The organism is Methylocystis sp. IM3 (assembly GCF_038070105.1).
In the GTDB taxonomy this organism is placed as follows: domain Bacteria; phylum Pseudomonadota; class Alphaproteobacteria; order Rhizobiales; family Beijerinckiaceae; genus Methylocystis.
In genome coordinates this window covers 793,180-816,051 of the sequence record NZ_JBBPBZ010000002.1, presented here as the reverse complement: position 1 = coordinate 816,051, position 22,872 = coordinate 793,180, and the positions used below count along the sequence as shown (strand labels likewise).

Sequence of the window (22,872 nt, the reverse complement as noted above, 5' to 3'; positions counted from 1 at the left end):
GATTCTCCTGCGCCGCGACGAAGTCGAGGCGTTCCCGTGACGGTCAGACGTTTCTATGTGGAGCCTTCGGACGAGGACGCGTCAGGAGAAGACAGGCGGGGCGCGTGGAGAATGGGGAGAGACGCGCTCGACGCCCGCCGTGTGAACGGGCGGCTGCGGATCGAATGACAGCCGTTTCGGCGCCTGCAATCGCAGAAGCACCGTCATTGGCGGAGCGATGACCGTCTGTGGAGCGACAGCGAACAGGCAATCCCCGCAGGCGTGGATATGCGCGCTTTTTACAGGAGCGCCGGCCTGGTCGACATGAAATGAAAGACAGATTTGTCCAGTGAGCGCCTGATCGTCCGCCGACAGATAGACCTGCGCGGGCGCGTGCGCTTCATGCGACGCCCTGGCGACGCCCGCCATGCCCAGCACCATCGCCAGCATGACGGCGAGAAAAAATCTCGCAAGTTTGGAAAAGGCGGGCATGGCGGCGGGATCGGCTTTGTTCGTATTCTTGTTTGGAGACTATCCAAGGTAGCCTCGCCGCCGACAAGGGTCCGGCTTGTCGCATCCCTGTCGCACCCTTGTGTTTCCGTCGCATGTGTTGCCCGACTGCAACGCCCTTGAACGATTCGCCGATTACCACTGATGATGAGCGCCGTAGTTGCGCTCCACAGCCGCATGACGCCGCGCATGACGCCGCGCCTCGATCGCCTCGTTGAGAAAGCGGATGACCTGGTGCCTGCTGCGATTGTCCGGAAATACGAACGCCACGCGCTCTGTCGAGCTGAGGTAGAAGAGAATCGCCCGCTGGCCCACAGAATCCATGCGGGATATCTTTCTTACCGAAATGCGTCGCCGCCAGACGGTCGGAAAGCCGATCCCCGGGAAAAGGCGGCGCGGAAACGAGATACTGTCCCTGTCGCACCTGACGCCGATCCATTCGGCGATGAATCCCTGACCGCAAAAAAGCGCGACCAGCCCCGCCAGAACCCGAGCGGCCCCCCCAGCGGGAAACACAAAAAAACTCGCCAAGGCGAGGGTAAAGCCAATGAACCAGTAACTTGCAACAAGAGACGACCGAGCGTTCATGGTCGCATGGCTCGGTCCTACGTTTTGCCCTTCCATGATAGCCCCGTCACGAAACTGCTCCCGGATTAGACTTTTAGAGAAATTATCATTTTGCGCAACTTTTAGTCTCTGCCGCCCAAATGCTCAGTTTCGCGGCTCGGCGCTCCAAGGAGCCCCCTCCCGGTATAGACGCCCGGTCATGACAGAGAGTCCAGCAACTTCTGTAGATCATCGAACGCCGCTGGCTTTGTAAGCTGGCAGTCGAACCCGGCGTCGTGGGCGCGGTCGCTGATTTGCTCCTGTCCCCATCCCGTAAGCGCGACAAGCTTGACCGCTTGCCCCTCCGGTAAAGCGCGCAACCGACGCGCTGTTTCATATCCGTCCATCTTGGGCATGCCAATATCGAGGAAAACCAGTTCGGGCTTGAATTGCCGCAGCGCCTCGAGCCCGGCTTCGCCCCCATAGGCGACACGGACCTCCACGCCGAAGGTTTCAAGGAACATGACGAGACTGTCGGCGACGTCGTGATCATCGTCGATGACCAGAATCCGCCGCGCCACAGGCTTACAAGGCTCGTTCATCATAGGCATGGGCGCCTGGGCTCCAACGCGAGAAAGGGGAAGGCGGACGATGAAGGCGCTGCCAGAGCCGAGGCCGTCGCTGCGCGCCTCGACTGTCCCGCCATGCAGGCCAAGCAGAGACTTGACGAGCGCAAGACCAATCCCGAGGCCGCCCTGGGCGCGCCCCAGGCTGCGATCGACCTGCGTGAACAGATCGAAGACGCGCGGCAGCATGTCCGCCGGTATGCCGACGCCGCTGTCGCTCACGGTGACGACCGCCTGATCGCCGACAAGCTCGGCGGTCAGGCGGATCGAGCCGCCGGCCTCGGTATATTTGGCGGCATTGTCGAGAAGGTTGGTGAAAACCTGCGCAAGGCGCACAGGGTCCGCCTCGAGCGCCATGGGGGCCGCGGGGAGAATCACGCGCAGTTCGTGCCCTGCACGGTCGATCATGGGCTGGGCGGTTTCTACGGCGTGACGCAGCACGTCCGCGAGATCCACCACCTGCATTTTCAGTTCGACTTTGCCGCGCGTGATGCGCGACACTTCCATCAGGTCATCGACGAGACGCACCAGGTGCCGTGCTTGCCGCTCGATCATTGCGAGCAGACCGAGATCGCGCACGGACATGGTTGGCGCGGTTTCGTGGAGAAGCACATGGGTGGCGTTGCAGATCGGAGCAAGCGGATTGCGCAGCTCATGCGCAAGCGTGGCCAGGAACTCATCCTTGCGGCGATCGGCAGCCATCAGCGCCTCTTCGGCGCGCTTGCGCTGGGTGATGTCGCGGCTGACCGTGGCGAGGCCAATCGGCCCGCCGTCCGGATCGCGAAGGAAGAACACGTTATATAGCATCCACACCGCCTCCCCCGTGTCGAAGCGACGGAAGCGAATCTCCACGCTGCCCTGCCCCTCCCGCAGCACGCCGGGGAAAAATTCTTCCATGACGAAGGGCCGGTCCTCCGGGAAGAAAAAATCCGCGACGTCGACCCGTACGGCCTCCTCTGCGCCTTTGAGGCCCACGAGACGCAAGCCAGCCGGATTAACATAGAGCGGCTCGAAGGAAAGGTTGCAGATGCCGATGAATTCGACGCTCTGCTCCGCCAGCGAAACGAATTTCTGGCGCTCGATCTCGGCGCCCTTGCGCTGTGTAACATCCTGAGCGGTGCCGACCATTCTGACCGCGCGGCCAGCCTCGAAGAAAACTGTCCCGGTCGCCGAGATCCATTTTTCGGACCGGTCGCCCGCGATCACACGGTATTCAACCTGCAAGCGCCCGCCCGTCTCCGGATCGAGGGCGCGGTCGATCCCGGCCCGAACCCGCGCCCGATCGTCTGGATGAATGCTTTCAAGGAAAAGTGCGAAAGTCGGACGCTCCAGGGGGGAGAGGCCCCATTGCGCGCGCAGACGGTCGTCCCAGATCAATTCACCGGTATCGAGCCGCCATTCGTAGATGCCGATGTTTCCGGAATCCAGCGCGAGTTGCAGGCGGAACTCGCTTTCGCGGTAGCGCTCCTCGCTGGCCCGCAGAGCGGCCTCCGCCCGCTTGCGCGCATCAATATCGACGCTCATGCCGAGCCATCGCCGGACCGTGCCGTCCGAGTTCAGCGTCGGCGTCGCCCGCAGATTGGTCCAGCGCCAGCCTCCGGCGCGGTCTTGCAGCCGGCTTTCGGCATCGAATTTGCCGCGCGCCGCAACCGCGTCCCTCCATCGCCGCCTGGCGTCGGCTCGATCCTCCGGGTGGACGGCGTTCAACCAGCCGTCGCCGAGCAATTCTTCCAGTGTCTGCCCCGTGGACGCGCGCCAAGTGGGACTGTCCGAGACGATGGCGCCCGTCTCATCCGTCTCCCAGACAGCCTGCGCATAGGCCTCGACAAGGCTGCGGAAACGCTGTTCGCTTTCCCGCAGCGCCTCTTCGGCGCGCCTTATCTGCGTGAAATCCATGAAGGCGCCGACTGCGCCGCGCGGCTTGCCGGACTCGTCGAGGATGGGCCTGGCCGTCGCCAAGGCCGTGACGACGCGACCATCCGGACATAAAATGTCGTAAATCTGCCCAGGGACCGTTTCGCCCCTCACCGCCCGCTGCATGGGCAGCTCGGCGACAGAGAGTTCCCGGCCGGACTGAAACAGGCGCAGATCGACGGACTGGCTGGCGACCTTTGAAAATTCGCCTCCTGCGGGGACGCCGAACATACGCTCGAGCGCCGGATTGCCTCGAATATGGTCGCCGCTCGCGCTTTGCGCGATAGAGAGCCCGATTGGCGCGGCGTCGAGGATCGCCTGAAGCTCGGCCGAACGTCGCCTTGCCCGCTGCTCGCTCTCCTGCAAGGCCGTCGCAAAACTCCCTCTCTCCGTCGTGATGTCGCGCCGGCAGAGCAGCAGCGCCAAAGGCTCCAGCGGCATTTGGCGCGCCTCCAGGGCGAACCATCGGCCCTGCGGCGCCTTGCCCGGCTTGTAATCCAGATGAAATTCGCGCCTTTCGCCGGCAAGAACCGCTTCGATTCCCGCGAGCAGCCGGCGCGCGTCGGCGCTGTCGGCGGCGACGCGCGATCTCAGGGCTTCCATGAGGTTGTGTTGAAAACCAACATGTTCGAGGCCATCACAAATAGGCTCGGCGCTCCCGATCCATGCGCTGTTCGCGGCCACGATGACGCCCTGCCGATCGACAACGGCGACCTCCTCCGGGAGAGCGTCGACGAGGGCGCGCCAGAAAGCCTCGGCGTTGTCGGATCGAGTAGGCAATCCCCGAGCATCCCTTTCGCTGGAATCGAGCGATTCAGTTCTTGTGTTAGAGACGCCAGGAAATCCATAGGCCGCGGGTTGCAGTCTAGGGGATTTCACTTAGTTTCTCAAAAAGGGGAACATCAGACCGGCAAGGGCCTCTCACGCGCGAGAGTATGTGCGCTGCCGCCGTCGGCCCGGTCGCCTCCGCGACGACCGCTAAAGCCTTGCAGCGGGCATGCGCGTCCCGCTTGGTACGGCGGATTTTCGGTCCTACTGAAGATCGAGATTGCGGCGGAACGAAAAAACAGCGAGACTCTGTCGGCGGAGCTGACGCTTCCGGCGAAGGATCAGAAGGGATCGCGTGATCGTGGACTGCGTGAGGGGCCCCGCAAAAAGCCCGGGCGTCGAACCGGACGCCGAGGATCGACTGCGTAGCCGGCTCGACGCCACGAGTGCGGCGCTTTCGGCGCTCGCCCATGACATCAACCAGCCGCTCGCCGCGACGGCGGCCTATCTCGACGTCGCGCGCCGTATTTTGGGCCGGTCTCCGGGAACCGGCGAGGAGATCGCCCAGATCCTCGAAAAGGCGGCGGCGCAAACGCAACGCGCCAGCCGGCTCGTTTCGACCCTGCGCGGCTTCGCCCTATGCGAAGACGCCGCCAAAACGTCGATAGGCCTGCATGAAGCGATCGGCGACACTCTCGACTCGCTTCGCGCCGAAGACGCGCTCGCTGGCATGGAGATCACGCTGGAGCCTGCCGCCCTGCGGGACGGGATCCTCGCCAGCAGGTTGCAGATCGGGCTCGCCCTGTGCCACCTTGTGCGAGACGCCGCGGCGACGATGCGGTCGACCGGCCGGCGGCGTCTCGCCATCCGGACCTGCAACCCCGACGCGGCGACCATCAGGGTGGACATGATTGACGCGGGTTTTAGCCCTGAAGCTCAATCCGAGGCGCCTGGCGGCGATCAGCTGACGATAGGGAACGCAAAGGGGATGAGACCGGGTTTATTGTCGAGCGTTATAATTATAGAGGATCATGATGGATTGATTTGGGCCGGCGCCCCCTGCCGGGGGGAAGCCCATTTTAGTTTCGCGCTTCCGCTTCTGAACGTGGACGTTGTTGCATGAACGACCAGCGTGTTGTCCACCTCATCGATGATGACGCAGCCGTGCGCGACGCGGTGGGGCTGTTGCTGCGCACAATGGGGTTCAAGGTTGACGCCTACGACTCCGCCTTGTCCTTTCTGAAGGCCGTGTCTCCAAGCGCCGAGGGCTGCGTCATCACCGACGTGCGCATGCCCCAAATGAACGGCATCGAGCTGATCGGCAAGATGAAGGAAGCGCGCATTTCCATTCCTGTCGTGGTCCTGACCGCGCACGCCGACGTTCCGCTCGCGGTCGAGGCGATGAAGCTCGGCGCCGTCGACCTTCTCGAAAAACCCTTCGAGAATGACGCTCTCATCACCGCCGTCGGCGCGGCGCTCGATCGCCGCGACGCCGACGTCAATCGCAGCCGCGAGAGTCAGGCGATCAAAGCCCGTCTGGCGACGCTGACGCGCCGGGAGAACGAGATTCTCTCCGGCCTGTTGAAAGGCCTCTCAAACAAGGTCATTGCGCATGATCTCGGCATCAGCATTCGCACGGCCGAGGTGCATCGCGCCAACATCATGTCGAAAATGCGCGCCGGCAACCTGGCGGAACTCGTGAAAATGGCGCTCGCCGCAGAGCCGTCGAGCGGCGTCGAGAACAAGTAATACGCGTCCGGCGGCCGGTTTTGTCGCGTCGCGACGGCGGAACTTCTTCTTCGTCCCCCGGTTCATTCCTCGCTCGTTTTGACGACGTTTCTGTCTTGAAGGGAGAAACGCAGGGATGGAACCGCGTCCTCTCGCCGTCGTCACCGGCGCCTCGACCGGCATCGGCATCGAATTCGCCAAGCTCTGCGCGACGCGCGGGTACGATCTGGTTATCGCGGCGGACGAGCCCGAAATCGCACAGGCGGCGGAAGCCATTCGAAGCGAAGACGCACGCGTCTGGGAAATTGAAACGGATCTGTCAACCATGGCCGGCGTGGCGGCGCTCTACGACCTCCTCCGCCGTCTCGCGCGCCCCGTCGACATTCTCATCGCCAACGCTGGCCGCGGGCTGGGCGGCGATTTCCTCGACCAGGACTTCTCGCAGATTCGACGCGTCATCGACACCAACATCACGGGGACCGTCTATCTGACGCAACTCATTGGCCGCGACATGCGCTCGCGCGGCAGTGGCGGAATTCTCCTCGTCGGATCCATCGCCGGCTTTATCACCGGCTCTTTTCAGGCCGTCTATCACGGCACGAAGGCCTTCATTTACAATTATTCGACGGCGCTCGCCGATGAGCTGCAAGGAACCGGCGTCACCGTCACCTGCCTGATGCCCGGCGCCACGGAGACCGAGTTTTTCCGCCGGGCCGGCATGCTCGACACGGAGGCCGGCCGGGCAAGGAAGGCCGATCCCGCCGAAGTGGCCCGCGATGGCTTCGAGGCCCTCATGGAAGGGCGCCGCGAAATCGTCAGCGGCTGGCAAAACAAGCTGCTGGCGCTGGTTTCGCATGTCACCCCCGCGTCCATTCTGGCATGGCGCAACAGACAGTTCTCGGCCCCCGACAAAAGAATGTAGGAGCGCTCGGATGAACGTGACGGCCGAGCGAAGCAAATCGATCTGGGGCGCCTCCGCCCTTACTGCGGACAAGTTGCAAGGCGACATCGAAACAGAAATCGCCATTATCGGCTCCGGCGTCGCCGGCATGTCCGTGGCGTACGAACTTGCGAGCGCCGGCCGGCAGGTGTGCGTGCTCGACCGTGGCGCGATCGGCGGCGGGATGACGGCGCGCACCACGGCGCATCTCTCCTCCTACAGCGACGACGGCTTCCGTGAGTTGATCAAGATGCGTGGACTCGACGCCGCGAAGGGTTGGCGACAGAGCCAGGACGCCGCCATCTCGCGCATCGAGACGATCCAGCGGGAGCTCGAGGCGGAATGCGACTTTCGCCGGGTTGACGGGTATCTTTTCCTCGCGTCCGGGACAGACCCTTCGGTGATCGACGCCGAGCTTGTCGCAAGCGCGCAGGTCGGCGCGCTTGCCGTGCGCCATGAAGGCGTCCCCTTTGCCGGGGAGGAGAAAACTCCCGCCCTTCGCTTCCCCGATCAGGCAACCTTTCACCCATTGAAATACCTCGCCGCGCTCGCGGCGGCGATCGATCGCGCTGGCGGTCGCCTGTTCGCATCCACGCCCGTCATATCGGTCGACGAGAACGCCGGCGGCGTCGACATCGTCACGCGCGGGGGCGCGCATGTTCGGGCGCAAGCCGCCGTCGTGGCGACGAACGCGCCGATCAACGACCGCTTTGCGATTCACAGCAAGCAGGCGCCCTACCGCACTTACGCGGCCGCTTTCGAAATCCCGCGCGGCGCCGTTCCGGACGCCCTCTATTGGGACACGCTCGATCCCTATCATTACGTCAGGCTGCAACCCGGCGATGGCGCGTTCGATCTCCTCATCGTCGGCGGCGAGGACCACAAGGCCGGCGAACGCAATGATGGAGACGAACGCATTCTTTCTCTCACACGATGGATGCGCGAACGCGTCCCCGCGCTTGGTGGGGAAGCCGCGCGCTGGTCCGGCCAGGTTCTGGAGCCTATCGACTACATGGCTTTCATCGGCCGCAATCCGGGGGAGAAGCATGTCTTCATCGCGACCGGCGACTCGGGACAGGGCATGACTCATGGCGCGCTTGCTGGCCTGTTGATCGCTGATCTCATCCTGCGCGGCGACAGTGTCTGGGCGTCGATCTACGAACCCGCACGGAAACCGTTCAAGGCCATGGGGGAGTTCATCCGCGAGAACGCCACGGCCGCAAAGAACTACGCCCAGTTTCTCACCCGCGGCGAGAAGTCTTCCGTAGACGAGCTTCGGCCCGGCGAGGGCGCCATTATCGGAAACGGCCTCGCCAAGATCGCCGCCTATCGCGACGAGGATGGGGCGCTGCATCAGCACGCCGCGTCATGCACGCACCTTGGTTGTCAGCTGCGCTGGAACAGTTTCGAGCGGTGCTGGGATTGCCCCTGCCACGGCTCCCAGTTTGCGCCGGACGGCGAACCGCTCAACGGACCGGCCATTTCCCCGTTGCATGCGATTGAAGGTTAGTGGAGCGCAGGAGCGGATCCACGAGCCGCGCCACGACGCGGACGCGGCTCTTTGAGATCGGCTAGGCTGAGCCGGATTGTCCGAGTTCAGCGCCCGTCGTCGGATCGGACATGGGATTCGACATGGTCCTCGCCGCAAAGCTCGACAGATCGCTCTGCTCGGAACTGGTAAGGCCGACGCTTGCGTCGCCCTGCCCGCCGTCTACCGGAATGCCGCCAATGACGTCGTCCAGGCGCCGCCAATGATCGCCGGAATTCCACGGTCCCTCCACGTCGCCCTCGCCCTGGGACGTGTTGACGTAAAGATCAGCATATTCCGGCATGCCGCGCAGCTTCCCTGGCGGGAAATTGCCTTCTATCGCATAGAGCGCCTTTTCGAACGACTTCTGATGCGCGATCTCACGGGTCATCAGAAAGCCGAGCGCCTCCTTGACTCCCGCATCGTCGGTAACATTGATCAAACGTTCGTAAATGATCTTCGCGCGCGCTTCCGCCGCAATATTCGAACGCAGATCGCAAGCCGGATCGCCGATCGTATCGATATAGGCCGCGGTCCACGGAACGCCCGACGAGTTGGTAAGCGCGGGCCCGCCGCCGTAAAGGATCGCCTGAGTGTGGCTATCGCCCCCCTGCGTCAATGAACGATACAGCTCCGCCTCTGTCTGCGAGGCCTCGGCAAGCTCGCCCTTCATACCCTTGTTGAGCATGGCGACGATGCTGCCGATGACTTCGAGATGGCTGAGTTCTTCCGTGGCGATGTCGAGCAACATGTCCTTTCGTCCCGGATCGTCTTCGGCCAGCGCTTGTGTGAAGTAACGCATCGCCGCGGCGAGCTCCCCCTGCGGTCCGCCGAACTGCTCCAGGATCAGACTCGCCAAGACGGGGTTGGGTTCGGACACCCGAACCGTATATTGCAGTTTCTTGTTATGGGTAAACATACTCGACTCCTGTCGGGAAGCGCTGACCGCTAACGCCTGCCAACAGCCGAAGTTCCTGAAAGACAGCCGCCGCCTGTCTTCCAGCGAAGCCCGTTCTCGGTTCGCCTACTCTGCGGCAACCTGCGGCAGACTCGCGCCTTCCGCAAGAGGTACCTCCTGGTGGATGCGCCGGAAGGTGGCGAGCGCCTGCCCCACAACCTGATCCATGTTGTAGTATCGATAGGTAGCAAGCCTCCCGACGAACCAGACGTCTTCCTGCGCAAGCGCCAATCGCTCGTATTTCTTGTATAGTTCCATATTTTCAGCCCGCGGCACCGGATAGTACGGGTCGCCAGAGTCGCTTGGAAATTCGAACGTCACGCTCGTCTTCTCGTGCCGCTGCCCGGTGAGATGCTTGTATTCGGTGATCCGGGTATAAGCCTGGGTCTGGGGGTAATTGACGACCGCGACCGGCTGCAGCCAGGGCTGATCAAGCGTGGCGTGTTTGAACTGAAGCGACCGATAGGGCAGCCTGCCGAAGCGAAACTTGAAGAATTCGTCGATCGGCCCGGTGTAGATCAATCGCCGGAAGGCGACCTCCTTGCGAATCTCCTTGAAGTCCGTCTGCAACATGACCTTGATATTCTGATGGGACAGCATCCGCTCGAAGAGGCGCGTATAGCCGCCCTCTGGCATGTATTGGAAAGCGTCAGTGAAATAACAGTCATCCCGGTCGATGCGCGTCGGCACCCTGGCCGTCACGGATTTGTCGAGTTGGGAGGGCTCCACGCCCCACTGCTTCTTTGTGTATCCCCTGAAAAATTTTTCGTAGAGCTCGCGGCCGACCGCGCTGACGACGACATCCTCTGAGGTGCGGATTTCCTCCCTCGGCTCGGCCCGCTCGGCGAACCAGGCCGCGAGGCCCTTTGAATCCAGGTTCAGTCCGAACAGCCGGTTGACCGTATCGAGATTGATAGGGATCGGCAGCAGCATGCCGTCGACTTCCGCCAGCACGCGGTGCTCGTAAGGACGCCATCGGGTGAACCTCGACAGATAATCGAATATCGCCTGTGAATTGGTGTGAAAGATATGCGGGCCATATTGGTGAATGAGAACGCCTGCGTCGTCATATCGGTCGTAGGCGTTCCCCCCTATGTGAGGTCTCTTGTCGATGACAAGGACACGCTCTCCCCGCTGTGACGCCAGGCGTTCCGCAAGCACGCTGCCGGCGAAGCCGGCGCCGACGATCAGCCAATCAAACACGGCGCGCCTCCGCGTTCATCTGCCGATCGGATGCATGGCGATCGGGTATGAAAGCGTCCAGCTCGCGCCTCATGCCCGCCCAGGTGTCGTCCCATGACATTCCGTCGAGAAATGCGTCCACGGCTTTCAGCCACGGCGCTCTCTTGCGACGCAGGATCATTTCGACCCGCGCAATGACGGAGTCAGCGTCGTCTGCGATTTCGACCAGACCCGCCGATCCATAAGGATCGGCCACATCGGCGATCGGCGTCGAGACGACGGGGATCCCCGCGGCCAGAAATTCCGGCGTTTTCGTCGGGCTGATGAAGCGCGTGGCCTCATTGATCGCGAAGGGCATGAACCCCACGTCCCAGCCCGAAAGATAGTGTGGCAATTCCCGATAGTCCTTGCAGCCGAGCCAATGGATATTGTCGGCGCGGGGCAGGCTTCCTGGGTCGATCTTGACGATCGGTCCGATCATTACGAGCCGCCACTGCGGCCTGCGAGCGGCGACCTCGCGTACGAGATCGAGGTCCATGCGCTCGTCGATCACGCCAAAAAAGCCGAGCCTCGGGTGCGGAATCGACCGCTGATCGACAGGATCTTCGCATATCGTTCTCGCCTGCCGAAAATGGGCGGCGTCGACGCTGCTCGGGAAAACGTGGATGTTTTCGTGTCTGGCGCGTTTTGCCTGATAAAGCGAATGCCCTCCCACGAAAACGACGTGGCATTTCGATAGCAGGGTCTGCTCCATTTCGAGGATGCCCGGCGGCGCTCCGGCAAAATTCGAAAGCTCATCCATATTGTCATAAACACAGCGATGAGGCTCGAGACCCTTCGTGAAACGAAGGGCCATGGGGGTGTAATACCAGGAGATCAGGCGTTTCGGCCGCACTTTCGCGAGCAGTCGCGTCAGCATCGAGCTGAGCTGCTCATCCGCGTCGAGGCGCTGGCCCGCAGGCAAAAGCGGCGTCACGACCGATACGCCGGAATCGTCGCGTTTTATTCTGAGAACGGGCGGCCCCTCGAAATATTCCGGCTCCTCGACATACCAGGTGCTATATTCGCGCGCTGCGCGGCTCATCAGATGTTGGGGGCGCTGGTAGACGAAACTCCATCGCAAATGAGAAAAACAAAAAAGATGGGTAGAAAAAGTGGAACTATTGGAACCATACGCCATCTTCCTACTCCCAGGGCGCTCGCCGCGCTTTCGCCCATTCTCCCCTTCGCGTAACGGGAATGAACGCGCTTTGTTCCAGCTATGCCTTTCTGGACCGCGGGCGGACGGCAGCCTGTCCTGCATCAGGCGGCAAGGCCAAGGTCCGATATGACTGCCGCGAGGAATCGGCCGGCCTCACCGCCCGACACGACGCGATGGTCGAACGTCAGACTCAATGGAATGACGCGGCCAACGCGCACTTCGCCGTTTCTTGCGACCGGCTCTTCCCTCATCCGGCCCGCGCCGAGAATGGCTACCGTTGGCGGCAAGACGACCGGCGACGCATAGCGGCCAGCGATCGTGCCGAAATTCGATAGCGTAATCGTCGCGCCGCGCATTTCCTCCTGCGGAATGCGTCGGCCGGCCACATCCGCGCGCATGCGGTCGAGACCCTCGCGAATGTCGGCAGGCTTGCGGTTCGCGACGTCGCGCAGCACGGGCACGAAAAGCCCGTCGGGCGTATCCACCGCGATGCCGAGATCGATCTTGCGAAGCACGCGCCGGGAAAGCGTGGCGCTTTCGAACCAGCAATTGAGCACAGGCTCGGCCTGGCAACCTTTGACGAGCGCCCGGACAAGGCGGACCGTGACGTCCTCACCAGGCGCCCATGCCTCGACAACAGCATCTTCCATGATCGTCGCTGCGGCGACCTCAGCCTGTGCAAAGGCCATGTTCTGCGCCATGGCGCGCCGGAAACCACGCAAAGGCTCGGCCGGCTCGGCTTCGCTGAGGACGCGCGCGACACGCTGGACGTCCTCCGCCGTGATCAGCCCGTCGACGCCCGATGGCGTCACCATCGACAGATCGACATTGAGCTTGCGGGCGAGCGCACGGACCGCAGGAACGACGCGTATGGCGGCCCCTACGCGTCCGGTCGTTACCGGCGCATCGCTCATAACGGCGGCGCCGGTCTCGACGGCGCCGACAACCGTGCCGGCGTCGTCCTCCCTCTCGCCCTCGAAAGCGATGAGAGGGGCGCCGACGCGAATGATATCTCCCGTATTTCCGAACAGGCGCTCGATTCGCCCTGCCTGTGGCGACGGTATCTCGACCACAGCCTTGGCGGTCTCGACAGCGAGCAGAGGCTGATCGACCGCGACCTGATCACCGGGCCTCACGCGCCACTCGACGAGTTCGGCCTCCTGGAGCCCTTCTCCGAGATCCGGCAAACGAAAGGTTTTCATGACCCCTCCATCAGCCCCCGCACAGCGTCGTTGATGCGCTCGACGCTCGGGACATATTGTTTTTCGAGCCGCGACAGGGGAACGACCACGTCATAGGCCGTGACGCGCTTGATCGGCGCGAGCAGCGAATAAAGTGCGCGTTCGGCGATCTCCGCGGCGATTTCGGCGCCGAAGCCCGCCGTGCGCGGCGCTTCATGAACGATCACGCAGCGGCCCGTCTTCTCGACGGATTGCAGGATTGTTTCGATATCGAATGGCTTCAATGTCGCGACGTCCAGAACCTCGACGTCTAGGCCGTCGAGCGCCAGCGCCTCGGCGGAGCGCATCGCTTCGGGAACCATGGCTCCCCATGCGACAATTGTCGCATCGCGTCCTTCCCGGCAGAGAAAGCAGGTATCGAGTGGCAGGCTCTCTCCATTGTCGGCGACTTCCTGCTTGAAGAGCCGGTAGAGTCGCGTCGGTTCGAAAAAGACGACGGGATCGGGATCGCGTATCGCAGCAAGGAGCAAGCCATAGGCCCGCGCGGGCGAAGACGGGATCACCACGCGCAACCCCGGCATATGCGCGAAGAGCGCCTCGGGACTCTCCGAATGATGTTCCGGCGCATGAATGCCGGCGCCGTACGGCGAGCGCAACACCATGGGGCAGGTCAAGCGCCCACGCGTTCGGTTGCGAAGCCTCGAAGCGTGGTTGATCATCTGATCAATCGTCGGATAGATGAATCCGGTGAACTGAATTTCGGCGACAGGCTTCAACCCCATGGCGGCCATGCCGACCGCGACGCCCGCAATTCCGCCCTCGGCAAGCGGCGTATCGATCACACGCCCACGGCCGAAACGAGCCTGCAGGCCATTGGTGGCCCGAAACACGCCGCCATTCGCGCCAATATCTTCGCCGAGAAGCAGCACGCTGTCGTCACGCGCCATTTCGCAGCCAAGAGCGGCGTTGATCGATTCGACGAGATTGAGCTCGGCCATTGCTCTGGACTCACTTCCGCGATGCGAACCGACGCGCGGTTTCGCGCTGGGCTTCAAGGGCCCGCGGAACCTCTGCATAAAGATAATTGAACATTGCGTCGCTCGAGGCGGGCGGCGTCGCCATGTAGGTTGCCACCGCGGCGGCGACCTCCGCCGCGCATTCCTGCAAGAGCTCTCCCTCCTGCTGCTTCGACCAAAGCCCCTTGCAGAGAAGATAGGCGCGCAGGCGGGAGATAGGCTCCCGCGTCCATTCTCGCTGGACGACCTCCGGATCGCGATAGCGCGTCGCATCATCGGCCGTGGTGTGATCGCCGAGGCGGTAGGTGAGCGCCTCTATCAGCATGGGCCCCTCTCCAGCCCGCGCTCTCGCAATGGCGCGCCGCGCCGTATCATGAACAGCGACGACGTCGTTCCCGTCGACTTGCTGGCAGGCGACGCCCGCGGCGACGCCTTTCTGCGCCAGCGTCGCCGCTGCGCTCTCGAGCGACCGCGGCGTGGATATGGCCCAACCGTTGTTGTTGATGACGATCACGACAGGGGCGTTCCATACGCCCGCCATGTTCAGCGGCTCGTAAAACGCGCCATTCGACGTGCCGCCGTCCCCGACGAAGGTTACGGCCACGCGCTCCTCTTTACGCAATGCAAAAGCATAGGCGGCCCCGACGGCATGGGCCACCTGCGTGGCGACAGGCACGCAATTGGGAAAATCCCCTCTTGGCCCCGCGAAGTCGCTGCCGCGCTCGTCTCCGCCCCAATACAGCAGGCATTCGGCCATGCTCATGCCCCGCAGGAACTGCGCCGCGTGGTCACGGTAGGAAGGCACAAGCACGTCGCGCGCCTCCATCGCCGAAGCAACGCCGACTCCGACCGCCTCCTGACCGAGCGCCGATGCAAAGGTGCCGAGTTGCCCTGTCCGTTGCAATGCGATTGCCTTCCCGTCGAAGGCGCGGGTTTTCGTCATCGCACGGTAAAGATCCAGCAGCGCCTCGTCGCTTATGGGCAAAGGCGCATCCTCGCAGAGATCGCCCTCTGGCGTAAGAAAGCGGACCAGATCGATCCGGGGGTCGATGAGGGAATGCAATCCCATGAGAAAACTCCGCTGTCCGGCGGCATGCGGGACGCGTCATCAGCGCAGCGATGCAGTTGGCAGTTAGCGCGCGCTCGAGGGAAGTCACGCGGACGACTGCAAATTAAGACTCGCCCTCTTGTAACGCGAAGGCGCGGCGATCTGCCTGCAGAGGGTTGAAAGAACGCCCGCCCATCCAAACTAGGTCAACATGGTCGCTCCGATTTCCACTGATCCCCTCGCCTTTGGCGACGACATCGGCCCCGAAAAAATAGTCTATCTCCGAACCCCCTCGGTCGGGCTTCGGGCGGTCGTCGTGATCGACAACACCGCCGCCGGCCCTGCCATCGGCGGAACGCGCATGGCGCCTGACGTAACGGCGATAGAATGTTTTCGCCTGGCGCGCGCGATGACCCTCAAGAACGCCACCTGCGGGTTGCGCCACGGTGGGGCAAAATCGGTGATCATCGGCGATCCCGGCATGGATGCGGCGCGCAAGGAGCAACTGATTCGCGCCTTCGCTACGGCGATTGCGCCGCTCCACAATTACATTCCGGGTCCGGATATGGGCACGGACGAAACCGCGATGGGATATGTCCATGACGAGATCGGCCGCGCGGTGGGATTGCCGGCCGAGATTGGCGGCATCCCGCTCGACCAGATCGGCGCGACAGGTTTCGGCGTCGCGATCGCCGCCGAAGTCGCGGCTCCTTTCGCCGGTCTATCGCTCGATGGGGCGCGGATTGTGCTGCAGGGTTTTGGCGCGGTCGGCGAACATACGGCGCGCTTCCTCGAACGCAAGGGCGCACGCCTCGTCGGCGTCGCGGATATTTCCGGCGCAGTGACAAATGCCGAAGGGATCGACATAGAGGCGCTAGCGCGGCTGAAAAGAGAAGGGAAAAGCGTCGTCGAATATCCTTTCGGGCGCGTCATTCCCAATGAGGCGCTCGTCGCGGTCCCCTGTGACGTGTGGATACCGGCGGCGAGGCCGGACGCCCTGCGCGCCGACAATGTCGAGCGGCTGAACTGTCGGCTCGTGGTGCAGGGCGCAAATGTTCCTGTCACGCGCGAAGCCGAGCGCTTCATGTTCGAGCGCGGCGTCATCAGCGTCCCGGACTTCATCGCCAACGCCGGCGGCGTCATCACGGCCGCGGTGGAATATGATGGCGGCGTGAAGGCGACGGCCTTCGCGGCGATCGAGGAGAAAGTAGGCGGCAACACGCGGTTGACGCTCGAGCGCGCCCGCGACATGAAGATTTCGCCGCTCGACGCGGCCATGACGCTCGCCACGGACCGGCTCCAGAAGATCATGCAGCTCAGGCGCTGGCGTTGATCAGCGCAGGCGTTCGATAGCGATTGCGGTCGCTTCGCCTCCGCCTATGCAAAGCGACGCCACGCCGCGTTTGAGCCCGTATCGCGCCAGGGCGAAGAGCAGCGTCACAAGGATGCGAGCGCCAGAAGCTCCAATCGGATGACCGAGAGCGCAAGCGCCGCCGTGAATGTTCACCTTATCGTGTGGAAGCGAAAGATCGCGCTCCGCCGCCATGGCCACGACAGCGAAGGCTTCGTTGATCTCAAAGAGATCGACATCCCCGAGAGCCCAGCCGATCCTGTCCATGAGCTTGCGGATGGCGGCGATCGGCGCCGTCGGAAATTTCGCGGGAGCGCCGGCGTGCGTGACGTGGCCGACGATCCGGGCAAGCGGTTGCGATCCAAACGCCTCCGCTTTTGACAGCGTGGCGAGCACAAGGCCCGCCGCTCCGTCAGATATGGCGGAAGAATTGGCGGCGGTGAGCGTTCCATCCTCACGGAAGGCGGGACGCAGCTTCGGGATGGCGCCGGCGTTCGCCTTAAGGGGCAGTTCGTCGGCGGATGCAAGACGCTCGTCCTTCCCGCTCTTTACCTTTACCGGCACAATTTCGGCCGCGAAGTCGCCGTTCCTTGTCGCGCGCTGCGCGCGTTGCAGCGAGGTCAGGGCGAACTCGTCCTGCATCTCGCGGGTGAATTGATAGGCCTGCGCACACTCCTCGGCGAAGTCGCCCATGAGGCGGCCGCGCTCATAGGCGTCTTCCAGGCCGTCTTGAAACATGTGATCGATGACGCGGCCGTGCCCGAGACGATAGCCTCCCCGCGCGCGATCGAGGAGATAGGGTGCATTACTCATGCTCTCCATGCCGCCGGCGACAATCACGCCGGACGCGTCGGCCCGCAGGCGGTCATGGGCATCCATCACGGCCTTCATGCCGGAACCGCACATCTTGTTGACGGTGACGCAAGCCGTCGTCTCGCTCAGCCCGCCGCCGAGCGCAGCCTGCCGAGCCGGCGCCTGGCCCAGGCCCGCCGTCAGGACGCACCCCATGACGCATTCGTCGATCTGCGCGACAGGGACGCCGCTCTGGGCGACCGCCGCCTCGATCGCCCATGCTCCCAGCGACGGCGCGGGTATTTCCTTCATCGCGCCCTGAAAGACGCCAATAGGCGTTCGCGCCGCGCCGACGATAACAACAGGGTCATGCATGAGAGCCGCCTTCTCGGAAGAACGCCTACCAAACCTAACTGGCGCAGGCCGCAGCGAGGTAAAGCAGCTATGAGCCGCCTCGAAAGACTGGCTCCGGAGCGCCATCGCCGGCCAGTATGCTCCTCACCATCGAGTCGGTGACTTCGTCCAGCGTCGCCGGAGCCCATTTGGGCGCGCGATCCTTGTCAATGACCGCGGCCCGTATGCCTTCGTATAAATCATGGCTTTCGAGGAGGCGGCAGGCGGCGCGATATTCGTTCAGAAGACACTCCTCTAGCCCGCGCGCGCGTGACGCGCGCTGTAAGAGCGCATGAGTTACTTTCACGCTGGTCGGAGATTTATGCCTTATTTCGGCTGCGGCCGCGCGCAGGAAAGCGGAGGCGCTGGCCTCCATCTCGTTCAGAATCTCCTCGACCCCGTGGCGAGCCGCCGCGTTGTCGAGCGCGCTTCTTTCTTTCATCAGCACGCTTTTTTCCGGCGGGCGTGAGAGATCGGCAAGAGCGGTCGAAACCTCGCTTTCGTCGGAGACGCACAGCAGCCGCCCGACAAGTTCGGTGAGACCGTCCGACTCGATCAGGATATCTGCCAGACCAAGGCTCACAGCGTCGCTCCCCGACACGGCTGCGCCGGACAGCGCCATATAAAGACCAGCGCCGCCTGCCCTCGATAAAAGCCACGTGCCGCCGACATCCGGGATGAAACCGATCCCGGTCTCGGGCATCGCAAGTCTGGTCCGCTCGGTGACGATGCGATGATTGCCATGCGCCGATATGCCGACGCCGCCGCCCATCACGAGGCCGTCCATCAGCACGACGTAAGGCTTGCGGAAAGCCGCGATGAGCGCGTTGAGTTCATATTCTTCGCGCCAGAATGTTTTGTAATAGCTCTTGTCCCCGTTACGAAGCTCATAGAGCGCGCGAATGTCTCCGCCTGCGCACAGGCCGCGCTCGCCCTCCCCCGTGACCAGAACACCGACGATCTGCGGGTCTTTGCCGAAATCCATCAGCGCCTGAGTGAAAAGCCGCACCATTCTCAGAGTCAGGCTGTTCAGCGCCTTCGGCCGATTAAGCCGAATGCGCCCGAGGCGCCCGTGACGCGAGACGAGAAGCTCAGCCTGTTCCATCATGCGCCCCGCTCCCCGAGAAGTTCGCGGGCCACGATGAGGCGCATGATTTCATTCGTGCCCTCCAATATCCGATGCACGCGGAGATCCCTCGATAATTTCTCTATCCCGTAGTCGGAAAGATAGCCGTATCCGCCAAATAGCTGGAGCGCATGATCGACGACGGCGAAGCCCGTATCGGTCGCGATCCGCTTCGCCATGGCGCAAAGCCGGGTCGCGTCTCTATCGCCCCGATCCAGCGCGGCCGCGGCGCGCCAGAGCAGGGCGCGCGCGGCTTCGAGTTCTGTCGCCATGTCGGCGAGACGGAACTGCAAGGCCTGAAACTCCGCAAGGCGCCGTCCGAAGGCGCGGCGCTCTCCCACATAATCGAGCGCCGCCTCCAGTGCGCGCGCGGCGCCGCCAAGCGAGCAGGCGCCGATATTGATTCGGCCGCCATCGAGCGCCGCCATTGCGATCTTGAAGCCTTCGCCCTCTCTTCCGAGAAGACTTTCGGCAGGCACGCGGCAATCGTCGAAAATGACGGCGCGCGTCGGTTGCGCATTCCAGCCCATCTTTCTTTCGTTGGCGCCGAAGGACACGCCAACCGCGTCGCCCTCAACGAGAAACGCTGAAATTCCGCCTGGCCCCGCTTCACCGGTGCGCGCCATCACAATATAAAGATGCGCCGCGCCGCCGGCGCCTGCGCCAGAAATAAATTGCTTTTCTCCCGAAACAAAAAAACTGTCGCCGCGCCTCGTCGCTCGCGTGCGCAGCGCCGCAGCGTCCGATCCGCAGCCGGACTCTGTCAGGCAGTAACTTGTCAAAACATCCAGGGCGCCGAGCCGCGGCAGCCAGCGCGCCTTTTGCGGCTGCGATCCATAGGCGCCAATCATCCAGCCGCACATATTGTGAATCGAGAGATAGGCGGCGACCGCCGGGCAGCCCGTCGATAGAGCCTCGAAGATCAGCGCCGCGTCGACGCGCGAGAGTCCGGCGCCGCCCAGTTCTTCGCGCAAATAGATCGCCGCCATACCGAGCCCGGCGGCGGCTCGAAGCGTTTCAACAGGGAAAATCTTCTCCCTGTCCCACTCCAGCGCATGAGGTGCGAGATGCTCCTCCGCGAAGCGCCTCGCCATTTCCTGAATGGCGACCTGCTCGTCGCTCAATCCCGATTGCGAGCTGATCCGCATGGCGTTTTCCCTATCCTTCGCCTGCGCCCGCGCAGGGCGGCGGCCGGCTACTCCCCGCACGGGCGACCGCCACCCTCCCGCGCGGCGGATGACCCAAAACGTCGCAGATGAAAGCCGCCGCGTCGAGCAGACGGTCGAGGTCGACGCCGGTCTCGACGTCGCAGCCCCGCAACATGTAAACGACATCCTCCGTGGCGACGTTTCCTGTCGCGCCGGGCGCGAAGGGACATCCGCCGAGCCCGGCGACCGAACTGTCGAAGGCGGCAAGTCCGGTCTCCAGACAGGCGAAGATATTCGCAAGCGCCTGACCGTAAGTGTCGTGAAAATGTCCGGCAAGCCGCTGCAAGGGCACCTCCTTCGCAACGTGTTCGACGAGTCGCCGCGCAGCGAGCGGCGTGGCCACGCCGATTGTATCGCCGAGCGAAATCTCGGCGCAGCCGACCCTGTCGAATTCGCGCACGATTTCCGCCACTCGCCTTGGCTCGACGTTCCCTTCGAATGGACAGCCGAGCGCGCAGGAGACATAGCCGCGCAAGCGGACGCCCTGCGCCCGTGCTGAGGCGGCGATATCTCCTGCACGCGCGAGACTTTCGTCGATCCCGCAGTTCATGTTGCGTCTCGCAAAGCTTTCCGACGCAGCAGTTATGACAGCGACTTCCCGCGCCCCCGCCTCCACCGCTTTCTGAAAGCCGCGAAGATTTGGCGCCAGCACGGCCATGCGTGCGCGCAGGGACGGCGTCAGCATCGCCAGAACATCGGCGGCGCCGGCCATTTGCGGAACGAGCTTTTCCGGAACGAAGCTAGCGGCCTCGATTTTCGCGAGCCCGGCGCCGGCCAGCATGCCGATCAGGCGGGCGCGCAGCGGCGGGGGGACGATCACGGCTTCGTTCTGCAAGCCGTCTCGCGGACCGACCTCGACCAGTCGAACGCTGTCAGGAATCATGCGCCCTCCGCCATGGCGACGAGCGTCTCGCCTTCCTGCACGGACTGACCTTCGTTGCAGAGCACCGCCTCGATGACCCCGCTCTTTGGCGCGTTCATCGGAATCTCCATCTTCATCGCCTCCAGCAGCAGGATGGGGGCGCCCTTCATGACGCGCTCTCCGTCCTTGACGAAAATGCGCGTCACTCGCGCCGGCAAGGGGGCGACGAAGCCTTTCTCCCTGTCCGCGCCTCGCGCCGGAGGCGCCAGCGGATCAATCCATTCGAGCGCAAAATTGCGGCCCTCGTGGACGACGACGTAACCATCCGGTCCATAAATAAGTGAACACTCTCTTCGTACGCCGTCGAGACAAAGACCCATTCTGTAGCCGTCGAAGGTCGCGGAGACGATTGAGCGACCGCGTGGCGTTTCGATCCAGAAGCGCTTCGCGTCGATGAGGCCAAAGCGGCAGGTCAGGATCGCGGCGCCGAGACGAAAGTCGAGTTCGGACGCATGGCGGCCCGCCAGCCTCCACGCGTCCGGCTCGGCCCATGGAGACCAGCGCTCTCCCGACGCAGCAGCCGTCGACCGCGCGCTTTCTTCAGCCTTTTGGCGCCAGGCGGCGGCGGCGGCGGCGAGAAGCCATTGCTTCGTTCCTTCATCCGGTGGCGGCGACGTTTTCGAAACCGCATCGACAAGACGCGTATCCGCGTCAGCGACGACGAAGCGGCGCTGGTCAACGAGACGGCGAAGAAAATCGAGGTTGGAGGCGACGCCAACGAGTTCAACCTTCGAGAGCGCCCACTGCATTTTTCGTACGGCGCCCTCTCGCTCGTCGTCCCAGACGATCAGCTTGGCGAGCAGCGAGTCGTAATAAGGCGAGACCCGATCGCCCGTCCGGACGCCTGTCTCGATCCTGACCGCGGCGCTTTCCGGCGGAAAGACAAGATGCGAGATGGAACCGGAAGAAGGGCGAAAGTTCTCCGCCGGATCTTCCGCACAGATACGCGCTTCGATCGCGCAGCCGCGCGCCCCGATCTCCTCGTCTCTCATGGGGAGCCGGTCCCCGGCGGCGACCCTGAATTGCCATTCGACGAGATCGACGCCAGAGATCATTTCGGTCACAGGGTGTTCCACCTGCAATCGCGCATTCACTTCAAGAAAATAGAACTCATCGTCCTTGACCAGAAATTCAACCGTGCCCGCGCCCGTGTAGCCTGCCGCGCGCGCAATCTCCGACGCCGTCGCGCGCAGCGCCTGCCTCAGCGCAGGCGCGAGATTTGGCGCCGGCGTTTCCTCCACAAGTTTCTGATGATGCCGCTGAAGCGAACAGTCGCGCTCGGGGAAAGTCACGACATTGCCGAAGCTGTCGGCGACGAGTTGGACCTCCACATGGCGAGGCCGCTCGAGATATTTTTCGATCAACAGCCGTCCGTCCCCAAAGGCGGCCAAAGCTTCTCGTCCTGCGCTCTCCATCGCCATCGGCAGTTCTTCGGCGTTCCAGACGATCCGCATCCCCCGCCCGCCGCCGCCGGCGGACGCCTTGACGACGATCGGAAAGCCGATCCGCTTTGCAGCTTGCAGAAATGTCTGCACGTCCTGGGCTTCGCCATGGAAACCCGGAACCGTCGGCGCGCCGATGCGCGCGACGAGCTTCTTGGCCCCCGCCTTGCCGCCAATCGCGCGCATAGCTTCCGGCGACGGGCCGATGAAAACGAATCCGCTCAACCGGCACCGCGCCGCAAAGTCCGCGGATTCCGAGAGAAAGCCATAGCCTGGATGAATCGCCTGCGCGCCGCTTCGTTGCGCGGCCTCCAGCAGCATGTCGATCGAAAGATAACTTCCGGACGCCGGCGCCGGACCAATCAACCAGGCCTCATCCGCCATCTGCACATGTAGGGCGTCACGGTCTGCTTCTGAATAAACCGCGACAGTTCCGACGCCCATCCGTCTTGCCGTCCGGATGACGCGGCAGGCGATCTCTCCCCGGTTCGCAATGAGGACTTTGTGGAACAT

19 protein-coding genes, 1 tRNA gene and 1 pseudogene are annotated in these 22,872 nt (G+C 63.2%); 6 read left to right on the top strand and 15 right to left on the bottom strand.

Translation table 11 applies throughout. From position 1 onward, the window contains the following. Positions 1–81 precede the first annotated feature (81 nt). The 3 genes from WOC76_RS05750 to WOC76_RS05740 all read right to left on the bottom strand — a co-directional run bounded on the left by WOC76_RS05750 (position 82) and on the right by WOC76_RS05740 (position 4,355). A complete protein-coding gene (locus WOC76_RS05750) occupies positions 82–471 on the bottom strand; it encodes a hypothetical protein (RefSeq protein ID WP_341431320.1) in 390 nt (129 codons plus the stop codon). Positions 472–624: 153 nt separating this feature from the next. Further along, entirely contained in the window at positions 625–1,113 is a 489-nt protein-coding gene (locus WOC76_RS05745) for a hypothetical protein (RefSeq protein WP_341108357.1), read from the bottom strand. 140 nt (positions 1,114–1,253) lie between these two features. Then, positions 1,254–4,355 carry a PAS domain S-box protein gene (locus tag WOC76_RS05740; protein WP_341431319.1) on the bottom strand — a complete coding sequence of 1,034 codons (3,102 nt, stop codon included), beginning with the start codon at positions 4,353–4,355 and terminating at the stop codon, positions 1,254–1,256. A gap of 343 nt (positions 4,356–4,698) precedes the next feature. On the opposite strand from WOC76_RS05740, the gene WOC76_RS05735 reads away from it, so the two are divergent. From WOC76_RS05735 to WOC76_RS24250, 4 genes and pseudogenes are all read left to right on the top strand, one after another. Next, positions 4,699–5,466, top strand: coding sequence for a histidine kinase dimerization/phospho-acceptor domain-containing protein (locus WOC76_RS05735; protein ID WP_341108359.1), 768 nt, complete (start codon positions 4,699–4,701; stop codon positions 5,464–5,466). After that, entirely contained in the window at positions 5,463–6,092 is a 630-nt protein-coding gene (fixJ, locus tag WOC76_RS05730) for a response regulator FixJ (RefSeq protein WP_341108360.1), read from the top strand. Before WOC76_RS05735 ends, fixJ begins: the two co-directional genes overlap by 4 nt. A 115-nt stretch (positions 6,093–6,207) precedes the next feature. Further along, positions 6,208–6,993 carry an SDR family NAD(P)-dependent oxidoreductase gene (locus WOC76_RS05725; protein WP_341108361.1) on the top strand — a complete coding sequence of 262 codons (786 nt, stop codon included), beginning with the start codon at positions 6,208–6,210 and terminating at the stop codon, positions 6,991–6,993. Then, a pseudogene (locus WOC76_RS24250) lies at positions 6,926–7,195 on the top strand (FAD-dependent oxidoreductase); the annotation flags it as partial. The gene WOC76_RS05725 and the pseudogene WOC76_RS24250, both read left to right, overlap by 68 nt. 287 nt (positions 7,196–7,482) lie before the next feature. On the opposite strand, the gene WOC76_RS05720 reads toward WOC76_RS24250, so the two are convergent. Beyond that, positions 7,483–7,555 (bottom strand) — tRNA-OTHER (locus tag WOC76_RS05720). Here WOC76_RS05720 and WOC76_RS05715 point away from each other — a divergent pair. After that, positions 7,541–8,521: an FAD-dependent oxidoreductase gene (locus tag WOC76_RS05715; protein ID WP_341108362.1), complete on the top strand. Its 981-nt coding sequence runs from the start codon at positions 7,541–7,543 to the stop codon at positions 8,519–8,521. The two genes, WOC76_RS05720 and WOC76_RS05715, sit on opposite strands and share 15 nt — an antisense overlap. A 61-nt stretch (positions 8,522–8,582) precedes the next feature. Here WOC76_RS05715 and WOC76_RS05710 read toward each other — a convergent pair whose 3' ends face one another. The 6 genes from WOC76_RS05710 to pdhA all read right to left on the bottom strand — a co-directional run bounded on the left by WOC76_RS05710 (position 8,583) and on the right by pdhA (position 15,146). Then, positions 8,583–9,458, bottom strand: a complete 876-nt coding sequence (locus WOC76_RS05710; protein WP_341108363.1) for a manganese catalase family protein — start codon at positions 9,456–9,458, stop codon at positions 8,583–8,585. 105 nt (positions 9,459–9,563) lie between these two features. After that, positions 9,564–10,700, bottom strand: a complete 1,137-nt coding sequence (gene glf / locus WOC76_RS05705; RefSeq protein ID WP_341108364.1) for a UDP-galactopyranose mutase — start codon at positions 10,698–10,700, stop codon at positions 9,564–9,566. After that, a complete protein-coding gene (locus WOC76_RS05700; RefSeq protein WP_341108365.1) occupies positions 10,693–11,763 on the bottom strand; it encodes a glycosyltransferase in 1,071 nt (356 codons plus the stop codon). Before WOC76_RS05700 ends, glf begins: the two co-directional genes overlap by 8 nt. A 218-nt stretch (positions 11,764–11,981) precedes the next feature. Further along, positions 11,982–13,082, bottom strand: a complete 1,101-nt coding sequence (locus tag WOC76_RS05695; RefSeq protein WP_341108366.1) for a dihydrolipoamide acetyltransferase family protein — start codon at positions 13,080–13,082, stop codon at positions 11,982–11,984. Then, positions 13,079–14,059 carry an alpha-ketoacid dehydrogenase subunit beta gene (locus WOC76_RS05690; RefSeq protein WP_341108367.1) on the bottom strand — a complete coding sequence of 327 codons (981 nt, stop codon included), beginning with the start codon at positions 14,057–14,059 and terminating at the stop codon, positions 13,079–13,081. The genes WOC76_RS05695 and WOC76_RS05690 overlap by 4 nt, the downstream gene beginning before the upstream one ends. Positions 14,060–14,069: 10 nt before the next feature. After that, a complete protein-coding gene (gene pdhA / locus WOC76_RS05685; RefSeq protein WP_341108368.1) occupies positions 14,070–15,146 on the bottom strand; it encodes a pyruvate dehydrogenase (acetyl-transferring) E1 component subunit alpha in 1,077 nt (358 codons plus the stop codon). Positions 15,147–15,336: 190 nt separating this feature from the next. On the opposite strand from pdhA, the gene WOC76_RS05680 reads away from it, so the two are divergent. Further along, on the top strand, positions 15,337–16,458 hold the full coding sequence (locus tag WOC76_RS05680; protein WP_341387600.1) for a Glu/Leu/Phe/Val family dehydrogenase: 1,122 nt from the start codon (positions 15,337–15,339) through the stop codon (positions 16,456–16,458). Here the strand turns inward: WOC76_RS05680 and WOC76_RS05675 are convergent, their stop codons facing one another. The 5 genes from WOC76_RS05675 to WOC76_RS05655 all read right to left on the bottom strand — a co-directional run bounded on the left by WOC76_RS05675 (position 16,459) and on the right by WOC76_RS05655 (position 22,872). Next, the gene (locus WOC76_RS05675) at positions 16,459–17,643 is read right to left on the bottom strand and encodes an acetyl-CoA C-acyltransferase (protein WP_341108370.1); all 1,185 of its coding nucleotides are present in this window, start codon (positions 17,641–17,643) and stop codon (positions 16,459–16,461) included. Between the two features lie 67 nt (positions 17,644–17,710). After that, a complete protein-coding gene (locus WOC76_RS05670) occupies positions 17,711–18,769 on the bottom strand; it encodes an enoyl-CoA hydratase/isomerase family protein (protein ID WP_341108371.1) in 1,059 nt (352 codons plus the stop codon). Next, on the bottom strand, positions 18,766–19,935 hold the full coding sequence (locus WOC76_RS05665; RefSeq protein ID WP_341108372.1) for an acyl-CoA dehydrogenase family protein: 1,170 nt from the start codon (positions 19,933–19,935) through the stop codon (positions 18,766–18,768). The genes WOC76_RS05670 and WOC76_RS05665 overlap by 4 nt, the downstream gene beginning before the upstream one ends. A gap of 10 nt (positions 19,936–19,945) precedes the next feature. Then, the gene (locus WOC76_RS05660; RefSeq protein ID WP_341108373.1) at positions 19,946–20,878 is read right to left on the bottom strand and encodes a hydroxymethylglutaryl-CoA lyase; all 933 of its coding nucleotides are present in this window, start codon (positions 20,876–20,878) and stop codon (positions 19,946–19,948) included. Beyond that, on the bottom strand, positions 20,875–22,872 hold the full coding sequence (locus tag WOC76_RS05655) for an acetyl/propionyl/methylcrotonyl-CoA carboxylase subunit alpha (protein ID WP_341108374.1): 1,998 nt from the start codon (positions 22,870–22,872) through the stop codon (positions 20,875–20,877). Before WOC76_RS05655 ends, WOC76_RS05660 begins: the two co-directional genes overlap by 4 nt.